The organism is Kitasatospora sp. NPDC087861, from assembly GCF_044742585.1.
Classification (GTDB): Bacteria; Actinomycetota; Actinomycetes; order Streptomycetales; family Streptomycetaceae; genus Kitasatospora.
In genome coordinates this window covers 205,888-228,129 of the sequence record NZ_JBIUUS010000013.1, presented here as the reverse complement: position 1 = coordinate 228,129, position 22,242 = coordinate 205,888, and the positions used below count along the sequence as shown (strand labels likewise).

19 protein-coding genes are annotated in these 22,242 nt (G+C 73.4%); 11 read left to right on the top strand and 8 right to left on the bottom strand.

From position 1 onward, the window contains the following. Positions 1 to 231: 231 nt before the first annotated feature. Both ACIOJE_RS20395 and ACIOJE_RS20390 read left to right on the top strand, forming a co-directional pair. Positions 232 to 618 carry a hypothetical protein gene (locus ACIOJE_RS20395; protein ID WP_400777716.1) on the top strand — a complete coding sequence of 129 codons (387 nt, stop codon included), beginning with the start codon at positions 232 to 234 and terminating at the stop codon, positions 616 to 618. Positions 619 to 671: 53 nt separating this feature from the next. After that, positions 672 to 1,603 (top strand): IS5 family transposase gene (locus ACIOJE_RS20390; protein WP_400777724.1). Its coding sequence is split into 2 segments (ribosomal slippage): positions 672 to 1,023 and positions 1,023 to 1,603, totalling 933 coding nucleotides; the frame shifts between segments, so codons are not numbered across the junction. Positions 1,604 to 1,618: 15 nt separating this feature from the next. Here the strand turns inward: ACIOJE_RS20390 and ACIOJE_RS20385 are convergent. From ACIOJE_RS20385 to soxR, 3 genes are all read right to left on the bottom strand, one after another. Continuing rightward, a complete protein-coding gene (locus ACIOJE_RS20385) occupies positions 1,619 to 1,921 on the bottom strand; it encodes a hypothetical protein (RefSeq protein WP_400777714.1) in 303 nt (100 codons plus the stop codon). Positions 1,922 to 2,030: 109 nt separating this feature from the next. Beyond that, on the bottom strand, positions 2,031 to 2,954 hold the full coding sequence (locus ACIOJE_RS20380) for a phosphotransferase family protein (protein WP_400777713.1): 924 nt from the start codon (positions 2,952 to 2,954) through the stop codon (positions 2,031 to 2,033). 56 nt (positions 2,955 to 3,010) lie between these two features. Continuing rightward, entirely contained in the window at positions 3,011 to 3,547 is a 537-nt protein-coding gene (soxR, locus tag ACIOJE_RS20375; RefSeq protein ID WP_400777711.1) for a redox-sensitive transcriptional activator SoxR, read from the bottom strand. 56 nt (positions 3,548 to 3,603) lie between these two features. On the opposite strand from soxR, the gene ACIOJE_RS20370 reads away from it, so the two are divergent. Then, the gene (locus tag ACIOJE_RS20370) at positions 3,604 to 4,308 is read left to right on the top strand and encodes a transketolase (protein WP_280674308.1); all 705 of its coding nucleotides are present in this window, start codon (positions 3,604 to 3,606) and stop codon (positions 4,306 to 4,308) included. Positions 4,309 to 4,373: 65 nt separating this feature from the next. Then, on the top strand, positions 4,374 to 5,267 hold the full coding sequence (locus ACIOJE_RS20365; RefSeq protein ID WP_400663439.1) for a transketolase family protein: 894 nt from the start codon (positions 4,374 to 4,376) through the stop codon (positions 5,265 to 5,267). Positions 5,268 to 5,280: 13 nt separating this feature from the next. On the opposite strand, the gene treZ is transcribed toward ACIOJE_RS20365, so the two are convergent. The 3 genes from treZ to glgX form a co-directional block, all read right to left on the bottom strand. Continuing rightward, the gene (gene treZ, locus ACIOJE_RS20360; RefSeq protein ID WP_400777710.1) at positions 5,281 to 7,008 is read right to left on the bottom strand and encodes a malto-oligosyltrehalose trehalohydrolase; all 1,728 of its coding nucleotides are present in this window, start codon (positions 7,006 to 7,008) and stop codon (positions 5,281 to 5,283) included. Continuing rightward, a complete protein-coding gene (gene treY / locus ACIOJE_RS20355; RefSeq protein WP_400777708.1) occupies positions 7,005 to 9,470 on the bottom strand; it encodes a malto-oligosyltrehalose synthase in 2,466 nt (821 codons plus the stop codon). The genes treZ and treY overlap by 4 nt, the downstream gene beginning before the upstream one ends. A gap of 72 nt (positions 9,471 to 9,542) precedes the next feature. Further along, the gene (gene glgX / locus ACIOJE_RS20350; RefSeq protein WP_280674304.1) at positions 9,543 to 11,690 is read right to left on the bottom strand and encodes a glycogen debranching protein GlgX; all 2,148 of its coding nucleotides are present in this window, start codon (positions 11,688 to 11,690) and stop codon (positions 9,543 to 9,545) included. A 436-nt stretch (positions 11,691 to 12,126) separates the two neighbouring features. On the opposite strand from glgX, the gene ACIOJE_RS20345 reads away from it, so the two are divergent. From ACIOJE_RS20345 to ACIOJE_RS20325, 5 genes are all read left to right on the top strand, one after another. Continuing rightward, positions 12,127 to 13,401, top strand: a complete 1,275-nt coding sequence (locus ACIOJE_RS20345; RefSeq protein WP_400662863.1) for an SAV2148 family HEPN domain-containing protein — start codon at positions 12,127 to 12,129, stop codon at positions 13,399 to 13,401. A gap of 174 nt (positions 13,402 to 13,575) precedes the next feature. Continuing rightward, complete coding sequence (locus tag ACIOJE_RS20340) at positions 13,576 to 14,031, top strand: GNAT family N-acetyltransferase (RefSeq protein WP_400777706.1); 456 nt, start codon at positions 13,576 to 13,578, stop codon at positions 14,029 to 14,031. A 118-nt stretch (positions 14,032 to 14,149) separates the two neighbouring features. Beyond that, complete coding sequence (locus tag ACIOJE_RS20335; protein ID WP_400777704.1) at positions 14,150 to 15,403, top strand: Dyp-type peroxidase; 1,254 nt, start codon at positions 14,150 to 14,152, stop codon at positions 15,401 to 15,403. A gap of 248 nt (positions 15,404 to 15,651) precedes the next feature. Further along, positions 15,652 to 16,353: an exonuclease domain-containing protein gene (locus ACIOJE_RS20330; protein WP_280674301.1), complete on the top strand. Its 702-nt coding sequence runs from the start codon at positions 15,652 to 15,654 to the stop codon at positions 16,351 to 16,353. Between the two features lie 21 nt (positions 16,354 to 16,374). Beyond that, positions 16,375 to 16,548 (top strand): hypothetical protein, encoded by a 174-nt coding sequence (locus ACIOJE_RS20325; protein WP_400777701.1) that lies wholly within the window; start codon positions 16,375 to 16,377, stop codon positions 16,546 to 16,548. Between the two features lie 263 nt (positions 16,549 to 16,811). Here the strand turns inward: ACIOJE_RS20325 and ACIOJE_RS20320 are convergent, their stop codons facing one another. Both ACIOJE_RS20320 and ACIOJE_RS20315 read right to left on the bottom strand, forming a co-directional pair. Continuing rightward, positions 16,812 to 17,855: a polysaccharide deacetylase family protein gene (locus ACIOJE_RS20320; protein WP_400777699.1), complete on the bottom strand. Its 1,044-nt coding sequence runs from the start codon at positions 17,853 to 17,855 to the stop codon at positions 16,812 to 16,814. Between the two features lie 257 nt (positions 17,856 to 18,112). Beyond that, on the bottom strand, positions 18,113 to 19,006 hold the full coding sequence (locus tag ACIOJE_RS20315) for a phosphotransferase enzyme family protein (RefSeq protein WP_400777697.1): 894 nt from the start codon (positions 19,004 to 19,006) through the stop codon (positions 18,113 to 18,115). Positions 19,007 to 19,417: 411 nt separating this feature from the next. On the opposite strand from ACIOJE_RS20315, the gene ACIOJE_RS20310 reads away from it, so the two are divergent. Further along, positions 19,418 to 21,631 (top strand): MMPL family transporter, encoded by a 2,214-nt coding sequence (locus ACIOJE_RS20310; protein ID WP_400777695.1) that lies wholly within the window; start codon positions 19,418 to 19,420, stop codon positions 21,629 to 21,631. Between the two features lie 347 nt (positions 21,632 to 21,978). Then, positions 21,979 to 22,185, top strand: coding sequence for a cold-shock protein (locus tag ACIOJE_RS20305; protein WP_280674297.1), 207 nt, complete (start codon positions 21,979 to 21,981; stop codon positions 22,183 to 22,185). Positions 22,186 to 22,242: the final 57 nt, after the last annotated feature.

Genomic DNA, 22,242 nt, shown 5'->3' with positions numbered 1-22,242 from the left:
CAACAGCGGTTCCCATGCGGGTCCACGACGACGCATTGGAACATCAGGAGAAGAGCACACACGATCTAACGACGGATCTCCGGCGCAGGACACTAGGGCCTGGCGTTGCCGGTAAGTTGCGAATTGGCGTGAACTAGAGGTTGTTTGCGACACGGGACCGCTGCGAGACTCGTACTTCTGGGCGGCGACGCCTCATGCTGTCGAACTGATCGGAACTTCAAGGGGGAGCACATGAAGTGGAAGCTGGGGCAGCGCGGGGCGCGCGCTGCCGTGGTCGGCTCGATGGTCGCGGGTAGTGTGATGCTGGCCAACGGCTCGGCTCACGCAGCCTCGCAGGTGACCCTCACTACGTCCTACTGCCAGGCGATAGTGAAGATCGAAACGCATTCCTTCCCGAATGGCCTCCACGACGCGCAGGCTATCGATCCGACCCGGATTGTTTACAACGGCGTCTGCGATTTCCGCCTTATCAACAACGGCAGTGTCATCTACGACTCGGCCAACCAGCCGAACCCCGCTGCACAGTCGCCGTGGGAGTACGACGGCCCTGGGAACTCCATGTACGGCGAGATCATCGACTCGATCACGGGTGAGCGGCCCACCAGTCCTCCCAACTAGGACTTGTCCGCCCGATCATGTGACTATCGCCCGCCTTGGTCGTTGGTTCGGGCATGGGGCGTGGTGATCTGACGGATGCAGAGTGGGAGCGGTTGAGGCCGTTCCTGCCGGTGAGCAACAGGCGTTGTGGCCGGTGGCGTGACCATCGGCAGGTGATCGACGGGATTCTGCATCGGGTGCGGACGGGCGTTCACTGGCGTGATCTTCCCGAGCGGTTCGGGCCGTGGAAGACCGTCTACGAGCGTCACCGGCTGTGGTCGGCCGACGGAACCTGGGAACGGCTGCTCCAGCAGGTGCAGGCCGAAGCGGACGCGGCCGGCGAGATCGACTGGGACGTCTCTGTGGACTCCACCATCGTGCGGGCCCACCAGCACGCGGCCGGTGCCCGCACCGACCCGCCGCCGGCCCTGGCCTCAAAGGGGGCTGGGCCAGGGGAACACCAGGACGAGACGCCGTGGCAGAGCCTCGTCGCCCGCCTGGTGGAGGTGGTGCTGGAGGCGAGGGCCTTGGCCGCTCGCGCGGCGGGTTCACCACCAAGATCCACCTGAGTGCAGACGGCCGCTGCCGCCCGCTGTCCCTGGTCGTCACGCCGGGACAGCGGGCCGACTGCACCCAGTTTGTCCCGGTGTTGGAGAAGATCCGGGTCCCGCGGCTCGCGTTGGGTAGGCCCCGCAAGAAGCCCGACAGCGTCGCGGCCGATAAGGCTTACAGCAACGGTCCTTGCCGTCAGTACCTGCGGCGGCGCGCCATCCGGCACACGATTCCGGAGAAGGCCGACAGTCAGGCCGCCCGCCTGCGCAAAGGATCACGAGGCGGACGGCCACCGGGCTTCGACGAGGAGCGGTACAAGAAACGCAACACCGTCGAGCGGGCAATCAACAGACTGAAGAACTCCCGCGCCGTCGCGACCCGCTACGACAAGCGCGGCTACGTCTTCCTCGGCACCGTCACCGCGGCCGCCCTCGTCATCTGGCTCCGCACCTGACCTCGTGCCACGACCTCAGCTCACCGAGGCACCCGGCGCCAGCCCCAAGCCCGCTGCCGCGAGGAAGTCCTCAAGGCTGATGACACCGCCGTCGGTGCCGTCGTCCCACTCGACAAGGAGTCCCGCGAGTCCCTCGTTCCAAGAGTCCGGCGTGTCGGCATCATCGTCGGGCCCAGAGTGCCACTCGACGCAGCCCTCACCATGCCGGTATCGGAGATGCAGGTACTGGCCGTCTGCTGTCCAGGCGTCCCACTGTGACGGGCAGGCAGCACACGTCTGCACGACCCGAATCAGCTTCCGACCCTCATCCGTATCCATCCGACGATGGTCGCGCAGCGGCAGATCTCTGGCAATCGACTTCAGGCAGCCGCCACAGGCGCCTCAAGCAGCAGTCAGGCCAGGCCATCAATGATCGGCCGGACAGCGCCTAGGCGACCCCGAACCACTCCTCGGCCAGGTCGTCCAAGGTCCGGGAAACCGGCTTCAACTCCCTCAGGTACCACGGCAGGTGGCTGTATACATGGAGCAACGTATACGCCATCAGCAGGCGCGGGTCGAAGCCGCGCCCGTATCCGGCCAGGAGGCAGCCGAGCAGGCGGGGGTCGGCGCGGGTGGCGAAGAGGCCGACGGCGACGAGGTCGTAGGCCGGGTCCCCGATCATGGCGGGTTCGAAGTCGATCAGGCCGGTGAGGCGCCAGCCGTCGGCCGGGTCGACGAGCAGGTGTTCGCGCATGAACTCGGTGTGCAGCAGGGCGCGTTGCGGGGCCCGGGACAGCGGCGCGGCGGCCAGGAAGTCGGGGATCTGCTCCAACCAGGCCTCGGCCAGCCCGCGTTCGCGCTGCCGGGCCACCGCGCCGGCCCGCTGCCGGGCGAGGAAGGCGCCCCAGTCGCCGGGGCCGAGGACGTCGGCGAGCGGTTCGGGGTCGAGGGCGTGCAGGACGGCCAGGGCCTCGCCGCAGTCGTGGGCGATCCGCTCCCGGTCGGTCTGCGGGATCCGCGGCCAGGCGGGGGCCAGGCCCTCGCCGGGCAGGCGTGACATCAGCACGTAGCGCCAGCCGTTGGCGTACGCGCCGGCGGCCCGGACGTCCGGGGTGGGGATCGGCAGGGCGCCCTGGAGGTGGGTGAGGACGCGCTCCTCGGTGACGCCGTCCTCGGCGTCGGCTGCCGGAAACAGCTTGAGGACGTGCTCCCGGCCGACCGCGTAGACCGGGACGGACCCTTCCGCGAAGCGCTCCAACGGCAGCCCGGCGAGGCCGAGTTCGGCGCAGAGCGCCGTGGCGCCCGGGCGCATCACCGCCTCGTCGGGGAGGATCGCGTCCCACTGCTCTTCCGTCTCCACCACAGGCAGCATGGGCGCACGGTAGGCGGGCGGGCGCGGCTGCGGCAAAGGGTTTTGGGTCAGGAGGCTCAGCAGGTGCCGCAGTCGTCGGCGTTCGGGGAGACGGGTTCCGGTCCGCCGTCCGGGTCGCGGGTGAGGAGGTAACGGGCGCCGGGGCCGGCCTCGCCGGCGCGGTCGGCGGCGTTGTAGAGGGCGCAGCGGGAGAGGGAGAGGCAGCCGCAGCCGATGCAGCCGGTCAGCTTGGCCTTGAGGCGCTGGAGTTCGGCGATCTGCTCGTCGATGCGGCTCTGCCAGGACTCGGCGACGCGGTCCCATTCGCTGCCGCTGGGGGCGGGGCGTTCGGGGAGCCGGTCGAGCGCGACCCGGGCCTCGTCGAGGGAGAGGCCGACGCGCTGGGCGGCGCGGACGAAGGCGATCCGGCGCAGCGTGCCGCGGGTGTAGCGGCGCTGGCCGCCGGTGGTGCGGGTGGCGTGGATGAGGCCGAGGCTCTCGTAGTAGCGCAGCGCGGACGGGGCGAGGCCGCTGCGGCGGGCGAGCTGGCCGATGGTGACCAGGTCGTCGCGGTGCGGGCCGGGCGCGCGGCCGTGGTCGGGTGTCGCGGTCATGGGAACCCACTGTAGCCGCTTGACCTCAAGTCAGCTTTAAGTTGCACGATTCTCGCATGACGACGAACGCGAACGTGGACACCGTCCGTTTTGAGGACCTGCCCGCCCTGATGGGCCTGATGACCGGCGCCGAGAAGCACGGCCCCGCCGCCACCTCCACCCTGGACGTGCTCTGGGTGCTGTACGACCGGGTGCTGCGAGTGACTCCGGAGAGCGCCACGGCCCAGGACCGGGACCGCTTCCTGCTCTCCAAGGGCCACGGCCCGATGGCGTACTACGCGGTGCTGGCGGCCAAGGGCTTCGTCGATCCCGGAGTGCTGCCGAGCTTCGGCGGCTACGACTCGCCGCTCGGCCACCACCCGGACCGGACGCTGATCCCCGGGGTGGAGATCGCCTCCGGTTCGCTCGGGCACGGGCTGCCGCTGGGCGTCGGCACCGCGCTGGGCCTGCGGGCGCAGGGCCTGGCCGACCCGGCGGTGTGGGTGCTGGTCGGCGACGCCGAGTTCGACGAGGGCTCCAACCACGAGGCGGTGGCCTTCGCCGGCGCGTACGGGCTGGACCGGCTGCACGTGGTGGTGATCGACAACTCCTCGGCCACGCACGGCTGGCAGGGCGGGATCGCGGCCCGGTTCGCGGCCGAGGGCTGGTCGACGCAGACGGTGGACGGCCGCGACCACGAGGCGCTGTACCGGGCCTTCACGGCCGAGCACCCGGGCCGCCCGCACGTGGTGGTCGCCCGGGTCGAGCCCAAGGACGCGTAGCAAGAGCCCGTAGCCCCGCACCTCCCGAGACCACCAGCAGACCCACCGTGAAAGGCACTTCACTGATGGACACCATGCGCGACCGCTTCATCGACGTCACCTCCCGACTGCTGGACGAGGACCCGCGGCTGGCCGTGGTGCTCGCCGACATCAGCGCGGCCGCCTTCGGCCCGGCGCAGGAGCGCCACCCGGACCGGGTGGTCAACGTCGGCATCCGCGAGCAGCTGCTGATCGGCGCGGCCGGCGGCCTGGCCCTGACCGGGATGCGCCCGATCGCCCACACCTTCGCCAGCTTCCTCATCGAGCGGCCCTTCGAGCAGGTCAAGTTGGACCTGACCCACCAGGGCGTCGGCGCCGTCCTGGTGAGCGCGGCCGGCTCCTACGACTGGCCGGCCGGCGGCCGCACCCACATGTCCCCGGGCGACGTCGCGCTGCTGGACACCCTGCCGGACTGGACGGTCCACGTGCCGGGCCACCCGGACGAGGCCGAGCAGCTGCTGCGCCACGCCGTCGCGGACGGCGACCGCAACGTGTACGTCCGGCTCTCGGCGCACCAGAACGCGGCGCCGGTGCCGGTCGAGGCGGGCCGGTTCAGCACCGTGCGGCAGGGCTCGCGCGGCGTGGTCGTCGCGGTCGGGCCGATGCTGGACGCGGTGCTGGCGGCCACCGAGGGCCTGGACGTCACCGTGCTGTACGCGGCGACGGTGCGCCCCTTCGACGCGGCCTCGCTGCGGGCGGCGACGGGGGAGCGGGCGGACGTGGTGCTGGTCGAGCCGTACCTGGCGGGCACCTCCGCGAACGAGGCGCACGCGGCGCTGGCCGACCGCCCGCACCGGGTGCTGGGCCTGGGCGTGCCGCGCGAGGAGCACCGGCACTACGGCTCGATCGACGAGCACCTGGCCGCGTACGGGCTGGACGCCGCCTCGCTGCGTGAGCGGATCGGCACCTTCCTCTGGTGACGCGCGTGGTGCGTCACACCGCGACGATCGCCACCGCGTCCGCCCCCAGCCGTACCGCCGTCCCGTTCAGCGCCGCCGCCCCGAAGGCCGCGACCAGCTCGCGCCCGGTCCCGTCCAGCGGCGGCACGGCCTCGGCCGGGCCGAGGTTGACGGCGACCCGGTACGGCCCCCGGTGCACCACCAGCCAGCGCGCCGCCTCGTCGTACGCCACCCGCACCGCGCCGAGGCCGGGGTCGGACAGCTCCGGCCGTTCGCGCCGCAACCGGATCAACGTCCGGTACCAGGCGAGGAGTTCGCGGTGCGGCGAGCGCCGGGGCTCGGTCCAGTCGAGGACGGACCGCAGGAGGGTGGCGGGCTCCTGCGGGTCGGGGACGGCCTCCGCGGCCCAGTCGTGTTCGGCGAACTCCCGCCGCCGGCCCTGCCGGACGGCCTCCGCGAGCTGCGGGTCGGTGTGGTCGGTGAAGTACTGCCAGGGGGTGGCGGCGCCCCACTCCTCGCCCATGAACAGCATCGGGGTGAACGGCGAGGTGAGCACCAGCGCGGCGCCGCAGGCGAGCCGGCCGGGGGTCAGGCTGGTGGAGACGCGGTCGCCGAGCGCCCGGTTGCCGATCTGGTCGTGGGTCTGCAGGTAGCCGAGCAGCCGGTGCCCGCCGTCCGGGGGGAACGGCCGGCCGTGGCCGCGGCCGCGGAAGGCGGACCAGGTGCCGTCGTGGAAGAACCCGCGGGTGAGCGTCTTGGCCACGGCGGCGAGCGGCCGGTGGGCGAAGTCGCCGTAGTAGCCCTGGGATTCGCCGGTGAGCGCGCAGTGCAGGGCGTGGTGGAAGTCGTCGCTCCACTGCGCGGTGAGGCCCTGGCCGCCGGCTTCGCGCGGGGCGGTGGTGCGCGGGGTGTTGAGGTCGGATTCGGCGATCAGGAACAGCGGGCGGTTGGTCGAGACGGCCAACCTCTCGACCTCGTGGGACAGTTCCTCCAGGAAGTGCACCGCCCGGTCGTCCGCGAGGGCGTGTACGGCGTCCAGCCGCAGGCCGTCGATCCGGTAGTCGCGCAGCCAGGCGAGCGCGCTGCCGATCAGGTAGCGGCGCACCTCGTCGGAGCCGGGGGCGTCCAGGTTGACGGCCGAGCCCCACGGCGTGTGGTGCCGGTCGGTGAAGTACGGGCCGTACGCGGGAAGGTAGTTGCCGGAGGGGCCGAGGTGGTTGTGGACCACGTCCAGGACCACCCCGAGGCCCTTGCGGTGGGCGGCGTCGACGAACCGCTTCAGCCCTTCGGGCCCGCCGTACGGCTCGTGCACGGCCCAGAGCGAGACCCCGTCGTAGCCCCAGCCGTGCCGGCCGGGGAACGGGCAGACCGGCATCAGTTCGACGAAGTCGACACCCAACTCGACCAGGTGGTCCAGGTGTTCGGCTGCGGATTCGAAGGTGCCGCGGGCGGTGAAGGTGCCGATGTGCAGCTCGTACAGCACCGCGCCGGGCAGTGCGCGGCCGCGCCAGCCGGTCTGCGACCAGCGGAACGCGGCGTGGTCGACCGGCCGACTGGGACCGTCCGGGCCGTGCGGCTGCCAGGGCGAGCGCGGGTCGGGCAGGGGCGGCCCGCCGTCGAGGCGGAACGCGTAGTCGCCCTCCGGCGCGTCGCCCGACCACCAGTCGGCCCGGTCCGGGCAGCGCGCCAACGCGTGGGCGGCGCCGTCGACGTCGACCGAGACGGCGGCCGCGGACGGCGCCCACACCTGGTAGGTCCTCACTTCTCGCCCCTCCTGGTCAGCAGCGCCACCGGGTGGTCCGCCAGCAGTTCGGTGACCGGCACCGCACCCGCCGGGTGGGTCCGCAGGGTCAGCCGGTCCGTCCAGGACCCGCCCCCGGGCAGCTCCAGGACGGTGTCCCGCCAGCCGCCGGCCCGCTCCAGCCCGTACGGCAGCCGGGTGACGGCGGTGACCACGTCCGCTCCGCGGGCGAAGGCCAGCAGGTGGTCGGCGCCGCCGCCGACGGCGGTCAGCGGCCGGTAGGGCCCGAGCGGACGGGAGCGCCGCAGGTGCAGCGCCGTCGTGGTGAGGTGCAGCTTCTCGCGGGCGAGGTCGCCGGGGCGCGCGGTGGCCGAGTCGGTGAGCCGGACGGCGAGCGCGCCGAGGTCCACCACGCCCCGGTTGTCCGGGTCGACGAGGGTGTACAGCGGCTCCTCGCTGCCCTGGTAGAGGTCGGGCACGCCCGGGATGGTGAGGTGCAGCAGCGCGGCGGCGAGGGTGTTGGAGCGGGCGTACGGGGCGAGGGCGTGCACCAGGCCCTCGATCCGGGGCCGCAGCCCGGGTTCGGCCAGGACGGCGCGGGCGCGGTCGGCGAGCGCCTGCTCGTAGCCGGTGTCGGGGGCGGTCCACGAGGTGCGCAGCTTGGCCTCGCGGGCGGACTTGAGCAGGGCGGCGGCGAGCCGGTCGGGGTCGATCGGCCAGGCGGCGACGAGGGTGTGCCAGAGCAGCCAGTCGCCGTCGCGGTCGGGGCCGGGCCCGGCGGCGGTGGACCAGGCGGCGGCCTCGGCGGCCCAGGCCTCGGGCTGCTCGGCGAGGACGGCGAGCCGGGCGCGGGCGTCGGCGCTGCGCTTGGTGTCGTGGGTGGACAGCGCGGTCATGCTGTGCGGCCAGCGGTGTTCCAGGTAGCGGCACCAGTCGTGGAACTCGGCGGGGCGCAGCCCCGGCCGGCCGGGCTCGCCGCCGACCTCGTTGAGGCCGGGCAGCGCGTTCCACCGGTAGAAGGCGGTGTCCTCGACGCCCTTGGCGGCGACGGCCGCGGCGGTCTGCGCGAAGCGGACGCAGAACTCGTCCCGGTCCGTCCCGCGCCCCAGCTCCCCGAGGGCCAGGGCGGCGACCAGCCGGTCCGTCGGGTCGGCCGAGCCGTCCAGCGCCGCCCGCAGCTGCGCGGCGGAGCCCGGCGGCGCCGGCTCCCCGGGGCGGGCGTACGGCCGGTACGCCGGGTAGCCGGTGAGCAGCCGCCGCAGCGCCGCGCGCAGCTGCCAGGGCGCGTGGTCGGCGTACGCCGGCTCGGCGGCGCCGATCCGCAGGGCGCAGCGCACCAGCCGTTCGACCTCGGCGGCCAGCTCGCCGCGCGGCCCGGTCATGTCGGCCCGCCCGTGCCGGGCGGCGGCGACCGCCGGGTGGGGGCCGGCGCCGGGCACCCGGGCGGGGTGACCGCCGAGGAAGTCCTCGTACGCCCCGGCCAGCCGGTCGGCGCCCGCGCGGTCGGTGAGCACGCCGTCGATGCGCCGCAACGCGTCGTAGCCGGTGGTGCCGGCGACCGGCCAGTCGGCGGGCAGCCGCTCGTCGCCGGTGAGGATCTTCTCGACGACGGTGTACGCCCCGCCGCTGGCCCGGGCGAGGCGCCGCAGGTAGCCGCGCGGGTCGGCGAGCCCGTCGGGGTGGTCGATCCGGAAGCCGTCGACGACGCCCTCGGCGTGCAGCCGCAGCAGGACGGCGTGGGTGGCGGCGAACACCTCGGGCTCCTCGACCCGGACGGCGATCAGCTCGTTGACGGTGAAGAAGCGCCGGTAGTTGAGTTCGGTGCGGGCCAGCCGCCACCAGGCGAGCCGGTACCACTGGCGGGCGAGCAGCCCGGTCAGTGGCAGGTCGGCGGTGCCGGGCCGCAGCGGCAGCTCGTGCTGGTGGTAGCGCAGCACGTCGCCGTCCACCACCAGCTGGTCCAGGACGGCGCCGAGCCGGTCGCCGAGCAGCGGCAGCAGCACCCGGCCGCGACCGGGGGCGTCGGTGGGCCCGGGCTGGGCGGCCCAGTCGATGTCGAACCAGTGCGCGTACGGCGAGTCGGGCCCGTCCCGCAGCACCTGCCACAGCGGCTGGTTGAGCCGTTCGGGGACGGGCACGGCCATGTGGTTGGGCACCACGTCGACGATCAGCCGCAGGCCGTGCCGGTGGGCGGCGGCGGCCAGGGAGCGCAGCGCGCCCTCGCCGCCGAGCTGCTCGCTGATCCGGCCGTGGTCGACGGTGTCGTAGCCGTGGGTGGAGCCGGGGGTGGCCTCCAGCAGCGGGGACAGGTGCAGGTGGGAGACACCGAGGGCGGCGAGGTAGGGGACGGCGGCGGTGGCGTCGTGGAGGGTGAAGCCGGGCTGCAGCTGGAGGCGGTAGCTGGCGGTGGGGGCGGCGGGGGGACCGGGTGCGGGGGAGGTAGCGGCCGGGCGGGGCTGCGCGGGCTCGGCGGCGGAGGTCATAGGTCCATGAGTACCCGGGGGAGCCCGCCGCCAAGACCCGCTGCTGGCCCGAACAGGTGACCGCACGTCCGTTCAGGCAGGCCGCTGGAGCACCATCAGCGAGCGGTCGGTGAGCCACAGCGCGTCCCCGGCCTTGACCCGGGTGCCCGCGCCCGGGGCGGGCAGCCGGGGCTGCGCGGTGTCGACCACGACCTGCCACTCCTGCCCGTGGTCGGCGGGCACGGTGAACTCCAGCGGCTCGAAGTGCGCGTTGAACATCAGCAGGAAGGAGTCGTCGACGATCCGCCCGCCGCGCCGGTCCGGCTCGGAGATGGCGTAGCCGTTGAGGAAGACGGTCAGCGACTTGGCGTAGCTGGCGCCCCAGTTGCGCTTGGTCATCTCCTCCCCGCCGGGCGTGAACCAGGCGATGTCGGTGAGGTCGTCGTAGCCGCCGGCGGCCGGTGCCCCCGCCCCGTGCCGCCCGGAGACCGGCCGCCCGTGGAAGAAGCGCCGCCGCCGGAACACCGGGTGGTCGCGGCGCAGCCAGATCATCCCCTGGGTGAACTCCAGCAGCCGCGCCTGCGGTCCGTCGCCCTCGGGCCAGTGCACCCAGGTGAGCTCGTTGTCCTGGCAGTAGGTGTTGTTGTTGCCGTGCTGGGTGCGGCCGAGTTCGTCGCCGTGGGAGATCATCGGCACGCCCTGGGAGAGCATCAGGGTGGCGATGAAGTTGCGCTGCTGGCGGGCTCTGAGCTCCTCGACGGCCGGATCGGTGCTCGGGCCCTCGGTGCCGCAGTTCCAGGAGCGGTTGAAGGACTCGCCGTCGCGGTTGTCCTCGCCGTTGGCCTGGTTGTGCTTCTCGTTGTAGGAGACCAGGTCGCGCAGGGTGAAACCGTCGTGGCAGGTGACGAAGTTGATGGAGGCGATGGGGCGGCGGCCGTCGTCCTGGTAGAGGTCGGAGGAGCCGGTGAGCCGGGAGCCGAACTCGGCGAGGGCGGCGGCCTCGCCGCGCCACAGGTCGCGCACGGTGTCCCGGTACATGCCGTTCCACTCCGTCCACAGCGGCGGGAAGTTGCCGACCTGGTAGCCGCCCTCGCCGAGGTCCCAGGGTTCGGCGATCAGCTTCGCCTGGGAGACCACCGGGTCCTGCTGGACGAGGTCGAAGAAGGAGGAGAGCCGGTCGACCTCGTGGAACTGGCGGGCCAGGGTGGCGGCGAGGTCGAAGCGGAAGCCGTCGACGTGCATCTCGGTGACCCAGTAGCGCAGCGAGTCCATGATCAGCTGGAGCACGTGCGGGCTGCGCATCAGCAGGCTGTTGCCGGTGCCGGTGGTGTCCTCGTAGAAGCGCTGGTCCTGGGCGAGGCGGTAGTAGGAGACGTTGTCCAGGCCGCGCAGCGACAGCGTCGGCCCGAGGTGGTTGCCCTCGGCGGTGTGGTTGTAGACGACGTCCAGGATCACCTCGATCCCGGCCGCGTGCAGCGCCTTGACCATCGACTTGAACTCCTGCACCTGCTGGCCCCGGTCGCCGGTGGAGGAGAAGGAGGAGTGCGGGGCGAAGAAGCCGATGGTGTTGTAGCCCCAGTAGTTGGCCAGGCCCAGGTCGCGCAGCCGGTGGTCACGGACGAACTGGTGCACCGGCATCAGCTCGATCGCGGTGACACCGAGCTTGGCCAGGTGCTCGATCACCGCCGGGTGGGCCAGGCCCGCGTACGTTCCGCGGATCTCCTCGGGGATGCCCGGGTGCAGCCGGGTGAGGCCCTTGACGTGGGCCTCGTAGATGACGGTGCGGTGGTAGTCGGTGCGCGGCGGGTGGTCGGTGCCCCAGTCGAAGTACGGGTTGATCACCACCGAGTGCATGGTGTGCGGGGCGGAGTCGAGGTCGTTGCGGCGCTCGGGGGCGCCGAAGTGGTAGCCGTAGACCGCCTCGTCCCAGTCGATGTGCCCGCTCATCGCCTTGGCGTACGGGTCCAGCAGCAGCTTGGCGCTGTTGTGGCGCTGGCCGAGGCCGGGATTGTACGGGCCGTGGACGCGGAAGCCGTAGCGCTGGCCGGGCTGGACGCCCGGGAGGTAGGCGTGCCGGACGAAGGCGTCCGTCTCGCGCAGTTCGACGGCCGTCTCCGAGCCGTCCTCGTCGATCAGGCACAGCTCGATCCGGTCGGCGCTCTCGGAGAACACCGCGAAGTTGGTGCCGACCCCGTCGTAGGTGGCGCCGAGGGGATAGGGCTTACCGGGCCAGACCTGCATGAGTCCTCAACTTCCTTGCACTCAACGGAAACTGACATGTAGTCCGACAACCTGCCCGGACCCGGACGCTCTCTTCCCGGCCGGGCGGCCGGGCATGTGCGGCGCTCGCGCGCCGTGACGCACGGCACAGTCCGCATACTCCCCGAGCCTTCCCCCGGCGGCCGGGACATGTGATCCCGGTTCGCCCGAACGGGTGTCCAGTGGGCATTCCTCTGATAAGCGGGGCCGGTGACGGGCGGGAGCCCGTGACCGGCGGGACCGGTGCCGGGCGGAGCCTGTGAAGGGTGGGGCCAGTGGTGGGCCCGGGCCCCGTGGGCCATCCGGCTGCGCACGGCTCGCGGCGGGCAGTACCCTTGATCGTCCGGCCGCCCCGGGCTGGTGGCGCTCCATCAGCCGGGCGGGGGCGCAAGTCAGCAGCAACCAGGTGAGGTGGCGCATGGTGTTCCCCGCCGGCGGCCGCGGCTCGGGGTCCGACGGCCCCGACCGGGGCGGCGCCCGCAGCGAGGCGCCCACGGTCGTCATGCGCCCCACCATGACCGGCCGCGCCCTGGTGCCCGCGCAGGGCGGCCCGGTCGAGATCCCCGCCCTGGCCTGGTCCGCCGCCGAGTGGGAGGACGCCTACCAGCGGGTGCGGCTGTCCGGCCGCGCCTACGTCTGGCTCAACCTCGTCGAGCAGCGGCTGCGCTCCCTCGTCGACGAGGTGCTGCACCCCATCTACGCGCCCGCCCACGGCGAGGACTGGGTCACCGCAGCCGCCGGCCCCGCCGGCGAGGAGTGGGCCCACCGGGCCGGCGCCGTCCGCGAGGTCAGCCGCCGCAAGGGCTACCTGCTCGACCCGGCCGACGACGACCCGCTGGTCTTCCTCACCCTGCCCCAGCTGCGCGAGCTGATGGTCCAGCACTGGCCCTGCTTCGAGCCCTACCTGGCCGACCGGCGCGAGATCGAACTCGCCCTGGACGAGCTGGAGGTGGCCCGGCACGTGGTCTCCCGCAACCGGGTGCTCACCCAGACCGTCCTCGCCCAGACCGAGCGGGCCGCCGCCCGCCTGCTCGCCGTCCTCGACGGCGGCGCCGGGGGAGTGCCCGCCGACGTCGTCGAGTCCCTGGTGGCCGGCCGGTACGCGGACGTCGTCGCCGTGCACGCCGACCGCGTCCGCCTCCAGCGCGACCTGCCCGTCGAGGACCTCCTGGAGGGCGCCCGCCGGCTGGACGCGCTCGGCATCGGCCTCGGCATGCTCTGCCAGAACTACACCGGCAAGCGGCTCGTCCGCCTCGCCGGCGACGGCTGCCGGGTCCGGCTGCTCTTCCTCAACCCGGCGAGCAGTGCCGTCCGCCGCCGCGAACGCGAACTGGGCCTCGGGCGGGGCGAGTTGTCCCGCTCCATCGAGATGAACATCATGCACGTGCGCCGGGTGCGGGCCCGGCTGCGCGATCAGGGCGGCTTCGAGATCCGCGTCTTCGACGAGACCCCGCGCTTCACCGCCTACCTGGTCGAGGGCCCGCGCCCGACCGGCCAGGTCGGCGGCCGCCGGCAGACCCGCGACCTCGGCGTCATCCAGCCCTACCTGCGCCGGGCCCGCGGCATGGAGTCCCCCGCGCTGGTCCTGCGCGGCGGCGCCGGCCAGCAGCCCGGCGGCACCGAGGCCGGGCTGCTGGAGGTCTACCGGGAGGAGTTCGAGGGCGCCTGGGGCGACTCCCGGCCGGTGTCCTGAGCGCCGCCGCCCTGAGCGCCGGTGTCCGCGCTGCCGGCTCCCCGGGCGCCGGTCTCCCCGGCGCCGGTCTCCCGCGCGAGCACAGGTCTCCCGAGCGAGCGCAGGTCTCCCGAGCGTCCGCATGCCGGGAAAACCGCTGGTCGCACGGGTGCGCCCGCTGCCACACTGCGGGCCGTGAACAGCCTTCCCCAGTGGACCCTGCGCCCCGCCACCCCCGCCGACGTCGAACCCGTCGCCGAACTCAAGGCCGTCGTCCTGCGCGCCGACCTCGAACGCCTCGGCCGCTACGACGACGACCGGGTCCGCCGGCGCCTGCGGGACGGCTTCTCCAGCCGGCACAGCTCGGTCATCCTCGTCGACGGCGCCTTCGCCGGCTCCGTCACCGTCCGCCCCGCCGACCAGGGCGGCCGCTGGATCGAGCACTTCTACCTCGCCCCCGCCCACCAGGGCCGCGGCCTCGGCACCTCCGTCCTGCGCCACCTCCTCGCCCAGGCCGACGCCGCCGGCGAACCCGTCCGGCTCGACGTCCTCCAGGGCAGCCCCGCCCGCCGCCTGTACGAACGCCACGGCTTCGTCCTCGACCACGAGGACCCGATCGACGTCTACCTGGTCCGCGAACCCGCCGCCTGAACCGGACCGGTGTGACGATAGGCCGGACGGCTGGTAACCGACCGGTAGTCAGCCGATAGGACGTCAGACCCGGTGCGAGCGCGCGCCGGGGCCCGGCCCGCTTGTTAGCGTCCGGTCCATGATCGACAGCCCGTACCCCACCGGCTCCGAGCACCCCCACGCCACCCGGCGCGGCCTCCTGCGCACCGCCCTCGGCGCCTCCACCGCCGGGGCCCTCGCCCTCACCGGCGCCCGCCCCGCCCACGCCGCGCCCCGCGCCGCCGCCGGGCGGACCGCCTTCCACGGCGTCCACCAGGCCGGCATCACCAACCCGCCCCCCGGCTACGGCACCTTCCTCGCCCTCGACGTCAAGGCCCGCGACCACAAGGACCTCGAAACCCTCCTGCGCACCCTCACCGACCGCATCCGCTTCCTCACCGCCGGCGGCACCCCGCCCGACCCCGGCCCCGACGCCGCCCCCGCCGACAGCGGCACCCTCGGCCCCGTCCTGCCCGCCGACGAGCTCACCGTCACCGTCGCCGTCGGCGCCTCCCTCTTCGACACCCGCTACGGCCTCGGCGCCCTGCGCCCCCGCCGGCTCACCGCCATGCGCCCCTTCCCCGTCGACGCGCTGCGCCCCGCCGAATGCCACGGCGACCTCTCGCTCCAGATCTGCGCCGAGAGCCGCGACACCGTCCAGCACACCATCCGGGACCTGCTGCGCAGCACCCACGGCCTGGTCCGGCCCCGCTGGCAGCTCGACGGCTTCCAGAACCGCTCCCGCCCCACCGGCGCCGCCCGCAACCTGCTCGGCTTCAAGGACGGCATCGAGAACCCCGACACCGGGAACGCCCGGGACACGGACACCCTCGTCTGGGTCGGCGACGGCGGCGACGAGCCGCGCTGGGCCGCGGGCGGCAGCTACCAGGTCATCCGCGCCATCCGCATCCTCGTCGCCGGCTGGGACGAGGTGCCGCTCCAGCAGCAGGAACGCATGATCGGCCGACGCAAGAGCGACGGCGCCCCGCTCGGCGCCGCCGACGAGACCGACACCCCCGACTACCGCAACGACCCCGCCGGGGCCGTCATCCCCCTCGACTCCCACATCCGCCTCGCCAACCCCCGCACCGACGGCGCCCGCGACAGCCGCATCCTGCGCCGCGCCTTCAACTACGACCGCGGCCTCGACCCCGACGGCGAACCCGAGCTCGGCCTCGCCTTCTGCTGCTACCAGCAGGACGTGGCCCGCCAGTTCGAGGCTGTCCAGATCCGCCTCGACACCGAACCCCTCGCCCGCCACCTCCGCCCCACCGGCGGCGGCTACTTCTACGTCCTGCCCGGCGTCCGCGACGCCACCGACTGGCTCGGCCGCACCCTCCTCACGGCCGCCTGACGCCCCGCTGCGCGCCACCGGCGCGACCCGTCGCCCTCCCGTCCACCGCCCAGTCGCCCTCCCGTCCACCGCCCAACCGGCCTGCCGCCACCCGGCGTTCGGGCCACCCGCCCCCGCCGGGCCCGCGCCTGCGGGGGTGGGCCCGGTCCCCGCCGACCCCGCCGCCGACCGACCCAGCGGCCGGGTTGTCGGTGGGGCGGGTGATGATAGGGGCTGTTTCGAGCAGCAGGACGGAAGGACACACCCTTATGAGCTGGTGGCAGCAGCCACTGGTCGGCTTCGACCTGGAGACCACGGGCACCGACCCGGCCGTGGACCGCATCGTCACGGCCGCGCTCGTGGACACCGTCGGGGCCGGCCGGGTGGGCGCCGTCCACTGGCTGCTCGACCCCGGAGTGCCGATCCCGGCCGAGGCGGAGGCGATCCACGGCATCGGCGACGGCGTGGCCCGCGGCAAGGGCCGGCCGGCCAAGGAGGCGGTGGAGGAGATAGCCGTCGCGCTCTGCGAGCGGCTCGCCGCCGGGCGCCCGGTGGTCGCCTTCAACGCGCCCTTCGACCTGTCGCTGCTCGACGCCGAGCTGCGCCGGTACGGGCTGGCGCCGCTGGCCGAGCGCCTCGGCGGGCCGGTCGGGCCGGTGCTGGACGCGCTGGTCGTCGACCGGGCGGTCGACCGGTACCGCAAGGGCTCGCGCACCCTGCAGCGGGTCTGCGAGGTGTACGGCGTCGAGCTGACGGACGCGCACGAGGCCGGCAGCGACGCGCTGGCCGCCGTCCGCGTCGCCGTCGCCCTCGCCGAGCGCTACCGGGCCGAGGTCGGCGACGTCGCGCCGACCGAGCTGCACCAGCGTCAGATCGGCTGGTACCGGGAGTGGGCCGAAGGCCTGCAGGAGTGGCTGCGCCGCGGCAAGGACCCGCAGGCCGTGGTCGACCCGCGCTGGCCGATGAGGTAGCCGCGCCGGCAGACTGCCGGGGTGACGGTACGACTCGCCCGGCCCGCCGACCTGCCCGGCTTCCTCGCGCTCGCCGCCGAGGTCGAGCACCGGTTCGGCCCGATGGTGGCCGAGCCCGGCTTCGTCCCGGCCGAAGCCGCCCCCGCAGGCCCGGAGGGCGGCTCCCGGCAGGTCCACCGGCGCCACCTCGGCTGACGGCGTGCCGGGGGTGCTGGCTGCTCCCGCCGGGCGTGCGGTGCCCGGGCCCGCACCTTGCCGCGCTGTCGTCGGCCGCCGATGGCCCCCGGCCTTCGGCCGGGAGGTGCCCCCACCGCATGGACTCTCCCCCAGCCTTCGGCCGGGAGGTGCCCCCATTCCCCGCCTCGCGATGCACGCACCCGGGCACCGCGCGCCGATCCGACGCGAATGGTCGGCCGCACCCCAGGGGCCGGCCCGCGCGCGGCGGACCGCCGGCCGGTCTACGCGGCGGGGAAGTCGAAGGTGTAGCCCTGCGCGACCAGCCAGGGCAGCAGCTCCTTGAGCGCGGCCACGGTCTGGCTGCGGTCGCCGCCGCCGTCGTGCATCAGGATCACGCCGCCGGGCTTGAGCTGCTTCTGGACGGTGGAGACGATGGCGGGCACGCCGGGGCGGGACCAGTCGCGCGGGTCGACGGACCAGGCGAGCGAGGACATGCCGAGGCTCGCGGTGATCTGCTCGTTGTCGGCGTTGAAGCCGCCGCCGGGCGCGCGGAACCAGGTGACCCGGGTGCCGGGGCCGCCGGCCTGGACGATCATGTCCTTGGCGGCGGAGATCTCGTAGGCCGCCTGGTCGTGCGGGAGCTTCGCGAACGGCTGCGGGTGGTGGACGCTGTGGTCGCAGAGCCGGTGGCCGGCCGCGAGGACGCGCTTGACCAGGGCCGGGTTGGCGGCGGCGTTCTGGCCGATCTCGCAGAAGGTGGCCTTGACCTTGTACTGCGCCAGCAGGTCGAGGATCTGGCCGGTGGCGGGGCCGGGGCCGTCGTCGAAGGTGAGCGCCACGGTGCGGCCGCCGGAGGCGGTGGAGCCGATCACGGTGCCCGGCTTGACGGGGGTGGGCGGCGCGGGCGGTGCAGGTGGCGCGGGCTGCGCGGTGGGGGTGGCCGGGGCGGCCGGGTGGGTCGTGCTGCCGGCCGGCGTCGCGGGGACGCCCGTGGTCGCGGTGGCCGTCCCGGTCGGCGCCTTGGGCGTGCGCGGCTTCGGGACGGCCGGCGGGGCGGCGGAGGCGGAGGCGGAGGCGCCGTCGGAGTCGGGGGTGGGCACAACGGTGGCGACCGCGCTGCCGGTCGGCTGGTCGGTGGCCGGCGTGATGGTGATCGGGGGCTGGCCACTCGGGCTGTTCTGCGACTGGAGGGCTCCGCTGGCGGTGCCGCACGCGGCCAGGCCCAGGGCGGCGGCCACCGCGACACAGCCCACGATCAGCCGGCGACGGGCGGCGCGGGGAGTGGGGGTCGGGAGGGAGGGCCGGCGGGTGGCGGGCTGGGGCATGGCGGCGGCTCCTGTGGTGCAGGGGGGTGCAGCGGACGGGTGCCAATCCCTCGGTCAGGATGACCGTCCGATAGGACGCCGATCGTACGTACCCCGGTTGCGGACCGGACCGGATCGCCGTAGGAGTCTTCTCACAGGCGCCCGAGTTGGCGTCCCCACGGCCCGCCGGGTATCCGGACACCTCCGCCCGCCGGGTATCCGGACACCTCCGCCCGCCGGGTCTCCCGAGGCCTGCGCCCGACGGGTGACCGGACGCCTCAGAAGGGGTACCAGCGCACCTCGGTGGCGCCCTCCCGCAGCGAGGCGACCCGGCGCCGGAACTCCGCCAGCGCGGCCGGGTTACCCGGTGCCTGCTGGGCCACCCAGGAGGCGCTGGCGGTCTCCCGGGCCCCGCGCAGCACCGCGAAGCCGGACCAGTCCCGCACGTCCCAGCCGTACGCCTCGACGAACGCCCGGTACTCCTCGCCGGGCACGCCGTACCGGTCGTGGCTGAGCGCGAGGACCACCAGGTCGTGCTCGCGCAGGTCGTGCGAGACGTTCTCCAGGTCGAGCAGGACGGGCCCGTCCGGGCCGACGTGGACGTTGCGGGGCAGCGCGTCGCCGTGGATCACCCCGGGGTGCAGGTGCGGGGCGAGGTCGGGCAGCGCGGCGGCGAAGCCGTCCCGGCGGTGGCGCAGGAAGGCGACGTCCGCCGGGTCGACGTGCCCCTCGGCGGAGGCCAGCCAGCGTTCGACCGGGGCCAGCAGGTCGCGGTGGGCGAGCGGGAACGGCGGCAGCGGCAGCCGGTGCAGGGCGCGCAGCAGCGGGGCGAGGTCGGCGGGGCGGGCGGGGCGGACGGCGGGGGCGAGCCGGTGCCAGAAGGTGACCGGGTGCCCGTGCGCGAGCTGGGGCTCGGGCGCCACCGCGTCGTACGGCCGGACCACCGGGACGCCCTGGGTGGCGAGCCAGTGGGCGACGGCGAGTTCGCGCTGAGCCCGCTCGTACAGCTCGGGGCCGCGGCCGACCTTGGCGACCACGGCCGGGTCGCCGAGGTCGAAGACGGCGTTCTCGCCGAGTGCGAGCAGCCGGGCGTCGCCGGGGCCGGGCAGGCCGGCGGACTCGCAGGCGTGGGCGAGCAGCAGCCGGGCGCGGCCTTCGTCGAAGGGGATCATGACGGTGCTCCGTTGTGCCGGCGTTCATCCGGAGGCCTCCGGACGGTGATCATCATGACGCACGGGGGTGCGGGGGTGGGGTTTTCCCTACCCTCCCACCCTGACATCTCCTCCCAGGGGGTAGGGGGTGGGATCCACCCTGAGGGGGAGCTGTCTCCACCCGGAGCACGAGGTCACGGAGGGTGCGCCCGGGTGAGACTGGGACGGGGCCGCTTCGGGGCGGCCCGACGGGGGTTGGAACACGGGGGCTCCTTGCCGGGCGGCAAGCAAGTACTCGTAGGATGACGCCCAGACCTACTTACCTGCCGACCGGCTAGGGAGCGCCGCCGTGCGTCTCCCGGTCGGTCCTGCCGTCGCCCGGCGTCCCGTCCCCCAAGGGCTGCGGTGAACCATGCCCAGGAGGCATCGAGCATGTTCCACCGACTAGGACAATTCGTCGTTCGCCGCGCGTGGTGGGTGATCATCGCGTGGGTGATCGGGATGATCGCCATCATCATGACCGCGCCGAAGGTCAGCTCGCAGGCTGACGAGGCCTCGTTCCTGCCCAAGCACTACGAGTCCATCCAGGCCGCGCAGGTGCAGGAGCGGGCCTTCCCCGCCGCCTTCACCCCGTCCGCGCTCGCGCTCTTCGAGCGCAACGACGGCGCCGCGCTGACCGACGCCGACCAGACCGCGATGGTCAAGCTGGTCCACGACCTGACGGCGAAGAAGATCGACGGCGTCGAGACGATCCTCCCGCCGGACAAGCAGTCCACCTCGCCCGACCACAAGTACGCGATGGCCCTGATAGCCATCGACAAGTCGAAGCAGCAGGACCAGAACCAGACGGCGGACGTGGCCAAGGCCATTCGCGACGACGGCAAGGCGCTGGCCGCCGGCACCGACCTGAAGTTCCAGCTCGGCGGCCCCGCCGCGCAGGCGCTCGACCAGAAGGACGCCTCCGGCTCGGCCGAGGGCATCATCACCATGGCCACGCTCCTGTTGGTCATCGTGATCGTCGGCATCATCTTCCGCAGCATCCTGGCCGGCCTGCTGCCGATCCTGGTCTCGCTGATGATCGCGCTGCCCGCCTCCATGGGCCTGATCAACTACGCCACCAAGGCGTTCGACCTCAAGAGCACGCCGATCCTGATGGCGATCCTGATCGTCGTCGTGCTCGGCGTCGGCACCGACTACTTCCTCTTCCTCGCCTTCCGCTACCGCGAGCGGCTGCGGGCCGGCGACGACCGCAAGGACGCCGTGGCCAACGCGGTCGGCCGGGTCGGCGAGGCGATCGCCTCCGCGGCCGGCGCCGTCACCATCGCCTTCGCCGCGCTGATCCTCTCCAGCCTCGGCATGTTCCAGGCCCTCGGCCCGGCCCTGGCCATCGCGGTGGTCGTCACCGCCCTGGCCTCGCTCACCCTGGCCCCGGCGCTGCTCGCCGTCATCCCGGCCCGCGCCGTCTTCTGGCCCGGCAAGAAGTGGATGAACGAGCCGAGCGATGCCCGGTTCGCCGCGCTCGGCCGGGTCGTCCAGAAGCGCCCGGCGCTGGCCGCCGCCGTCTCCGGCGGTGTGCTGGTCGCCCTGTCCGTGGGCGCGCTGAGCTACAACGGCCTCTTCGACATGGCCGGCAGCTCGATGCCCAAGGACAAGGAGTCGATGGTCGTCCAGGACAAGATGGCCACCGGCTTCTCCGCCGGCGCCGCCGACCCGAGCCAGGTCTACCTGAGCTCCACCGACGGCAAGAAGCTCGACCCGGCCTCCTTCCCGGCCTACGCCGACAAGCTCCAGCAGGTCGGCGGGGTGTCCAAGGTCTTCCTGCCGAGCGCCGACGCCAAGAGCATCAGCGCCGACGGCGAGACCGCCCAGTTCACCGTCATGCTCAAGGACGCCCCGGCCAGCAACGAGGCGATCAGCACGATCACCGAGCTGCGCACGGTCGCCCACGGGCAGGCCCCGGCCGGCACGGAGGCCAAGGTCGCCGGTCTCACCTCGGTGTTCAAGGACATCAACCTGGCGATGGCCCACGACTACAAGCTGGTCTTCCCGATCGCCGGGCTGCTGATCCTGCTGATCCTCGCGCTCCAGCTGCGCAGCGTGGTCGCCCCCTGGTACCTGATGGCCTCGGTCGGCCTCGGCTTCAGCGCCACGCTGGGCGCCACCACGCTGCTCTTCCAGAAGATCGGCAACGAGACCGGCCTGATGTTCATGATGCCGATCCTCATCTACCTCTTCGTGGTGGCGATCGGGACCGACTACAACATCCTGATCATCGCCCGCCTGCGCGAGGAGGCCCGCGCGGGCCGCAGCCCGCGCGAGGCAGCCCGTGAGGCGCTGCGCCACGGCGGCCCGACCGTCGCCGCGGCCGGCTTCATCCTGGCGGCCTCGTTCGGGACGTTCATGCTCGCGGGCAACACCTTCATGATGGAGTTCGGCTTCGCGATGGCCTTCGGTATCGTGCTGGCGGCCTTCGTGATGGCGATGTTCTTCACCCCGGCGCTCACCGCGCTGATCGGCAACCGCGCCTGGTGGCCCGGTCACGGCGGCACCCCGGGCCACGGCCACGGCCACGGGCAGGGTCACGGCACCGGCCCGGCGCCGGTGGCGGGTGCGCACGGCGTGCCGGAGCCGGCCGGCCGGTACTGACCGGTTCGTCCGGATGCCGGTGCCGACCGGTTCGTTCGGACACGGTCGGTGCCACCAAAGGCGCGTCAACAGGCGGCGCCCCGCTTCGGCGGGGCGCCGTTTGCCCCCTTTCCGTGGCCGCCAAACGTGATCTGCCGAGCACAAAAGTCCCCGGTCAATCGGGGTGTCGCCATGCTACGATCGACTCAGTTGCAGTTTTGGTTCCCATGAACGTATGTGTGCGCCTGCTGGTTCCAACCAACAGGCGCATTTGTTTTGTCCGGTGTTTCAGTCTCCGGATGGGGATCGCGGCTACTCCGGGGTTCACGCGGTGTGAATCCCTGATGCCCCAGTTAGAGGAGACGGTTATGGCTACCGGCACCGTGAAGTGGTTCAACAGCGAAAAGGGCTTCGGCTTCATCGAGCAGGCCGAGGGTGGCCCGGACGTGTTCGCCCACTACTCGAACATCCAGGCGAACGGCTTCCGTGAGCTCGTCGAGGGCCAGCAGGTCGAGTTCGACGTCACCCAGGGCCAGAAGGGCCCGCAGGCCGAGAACATCCGCGTCATCGGCTGACGTCAGCCTCCGCGCTGACTCGCGATCTCGCGAAGCGGGGGCCCGTACCACACGGTG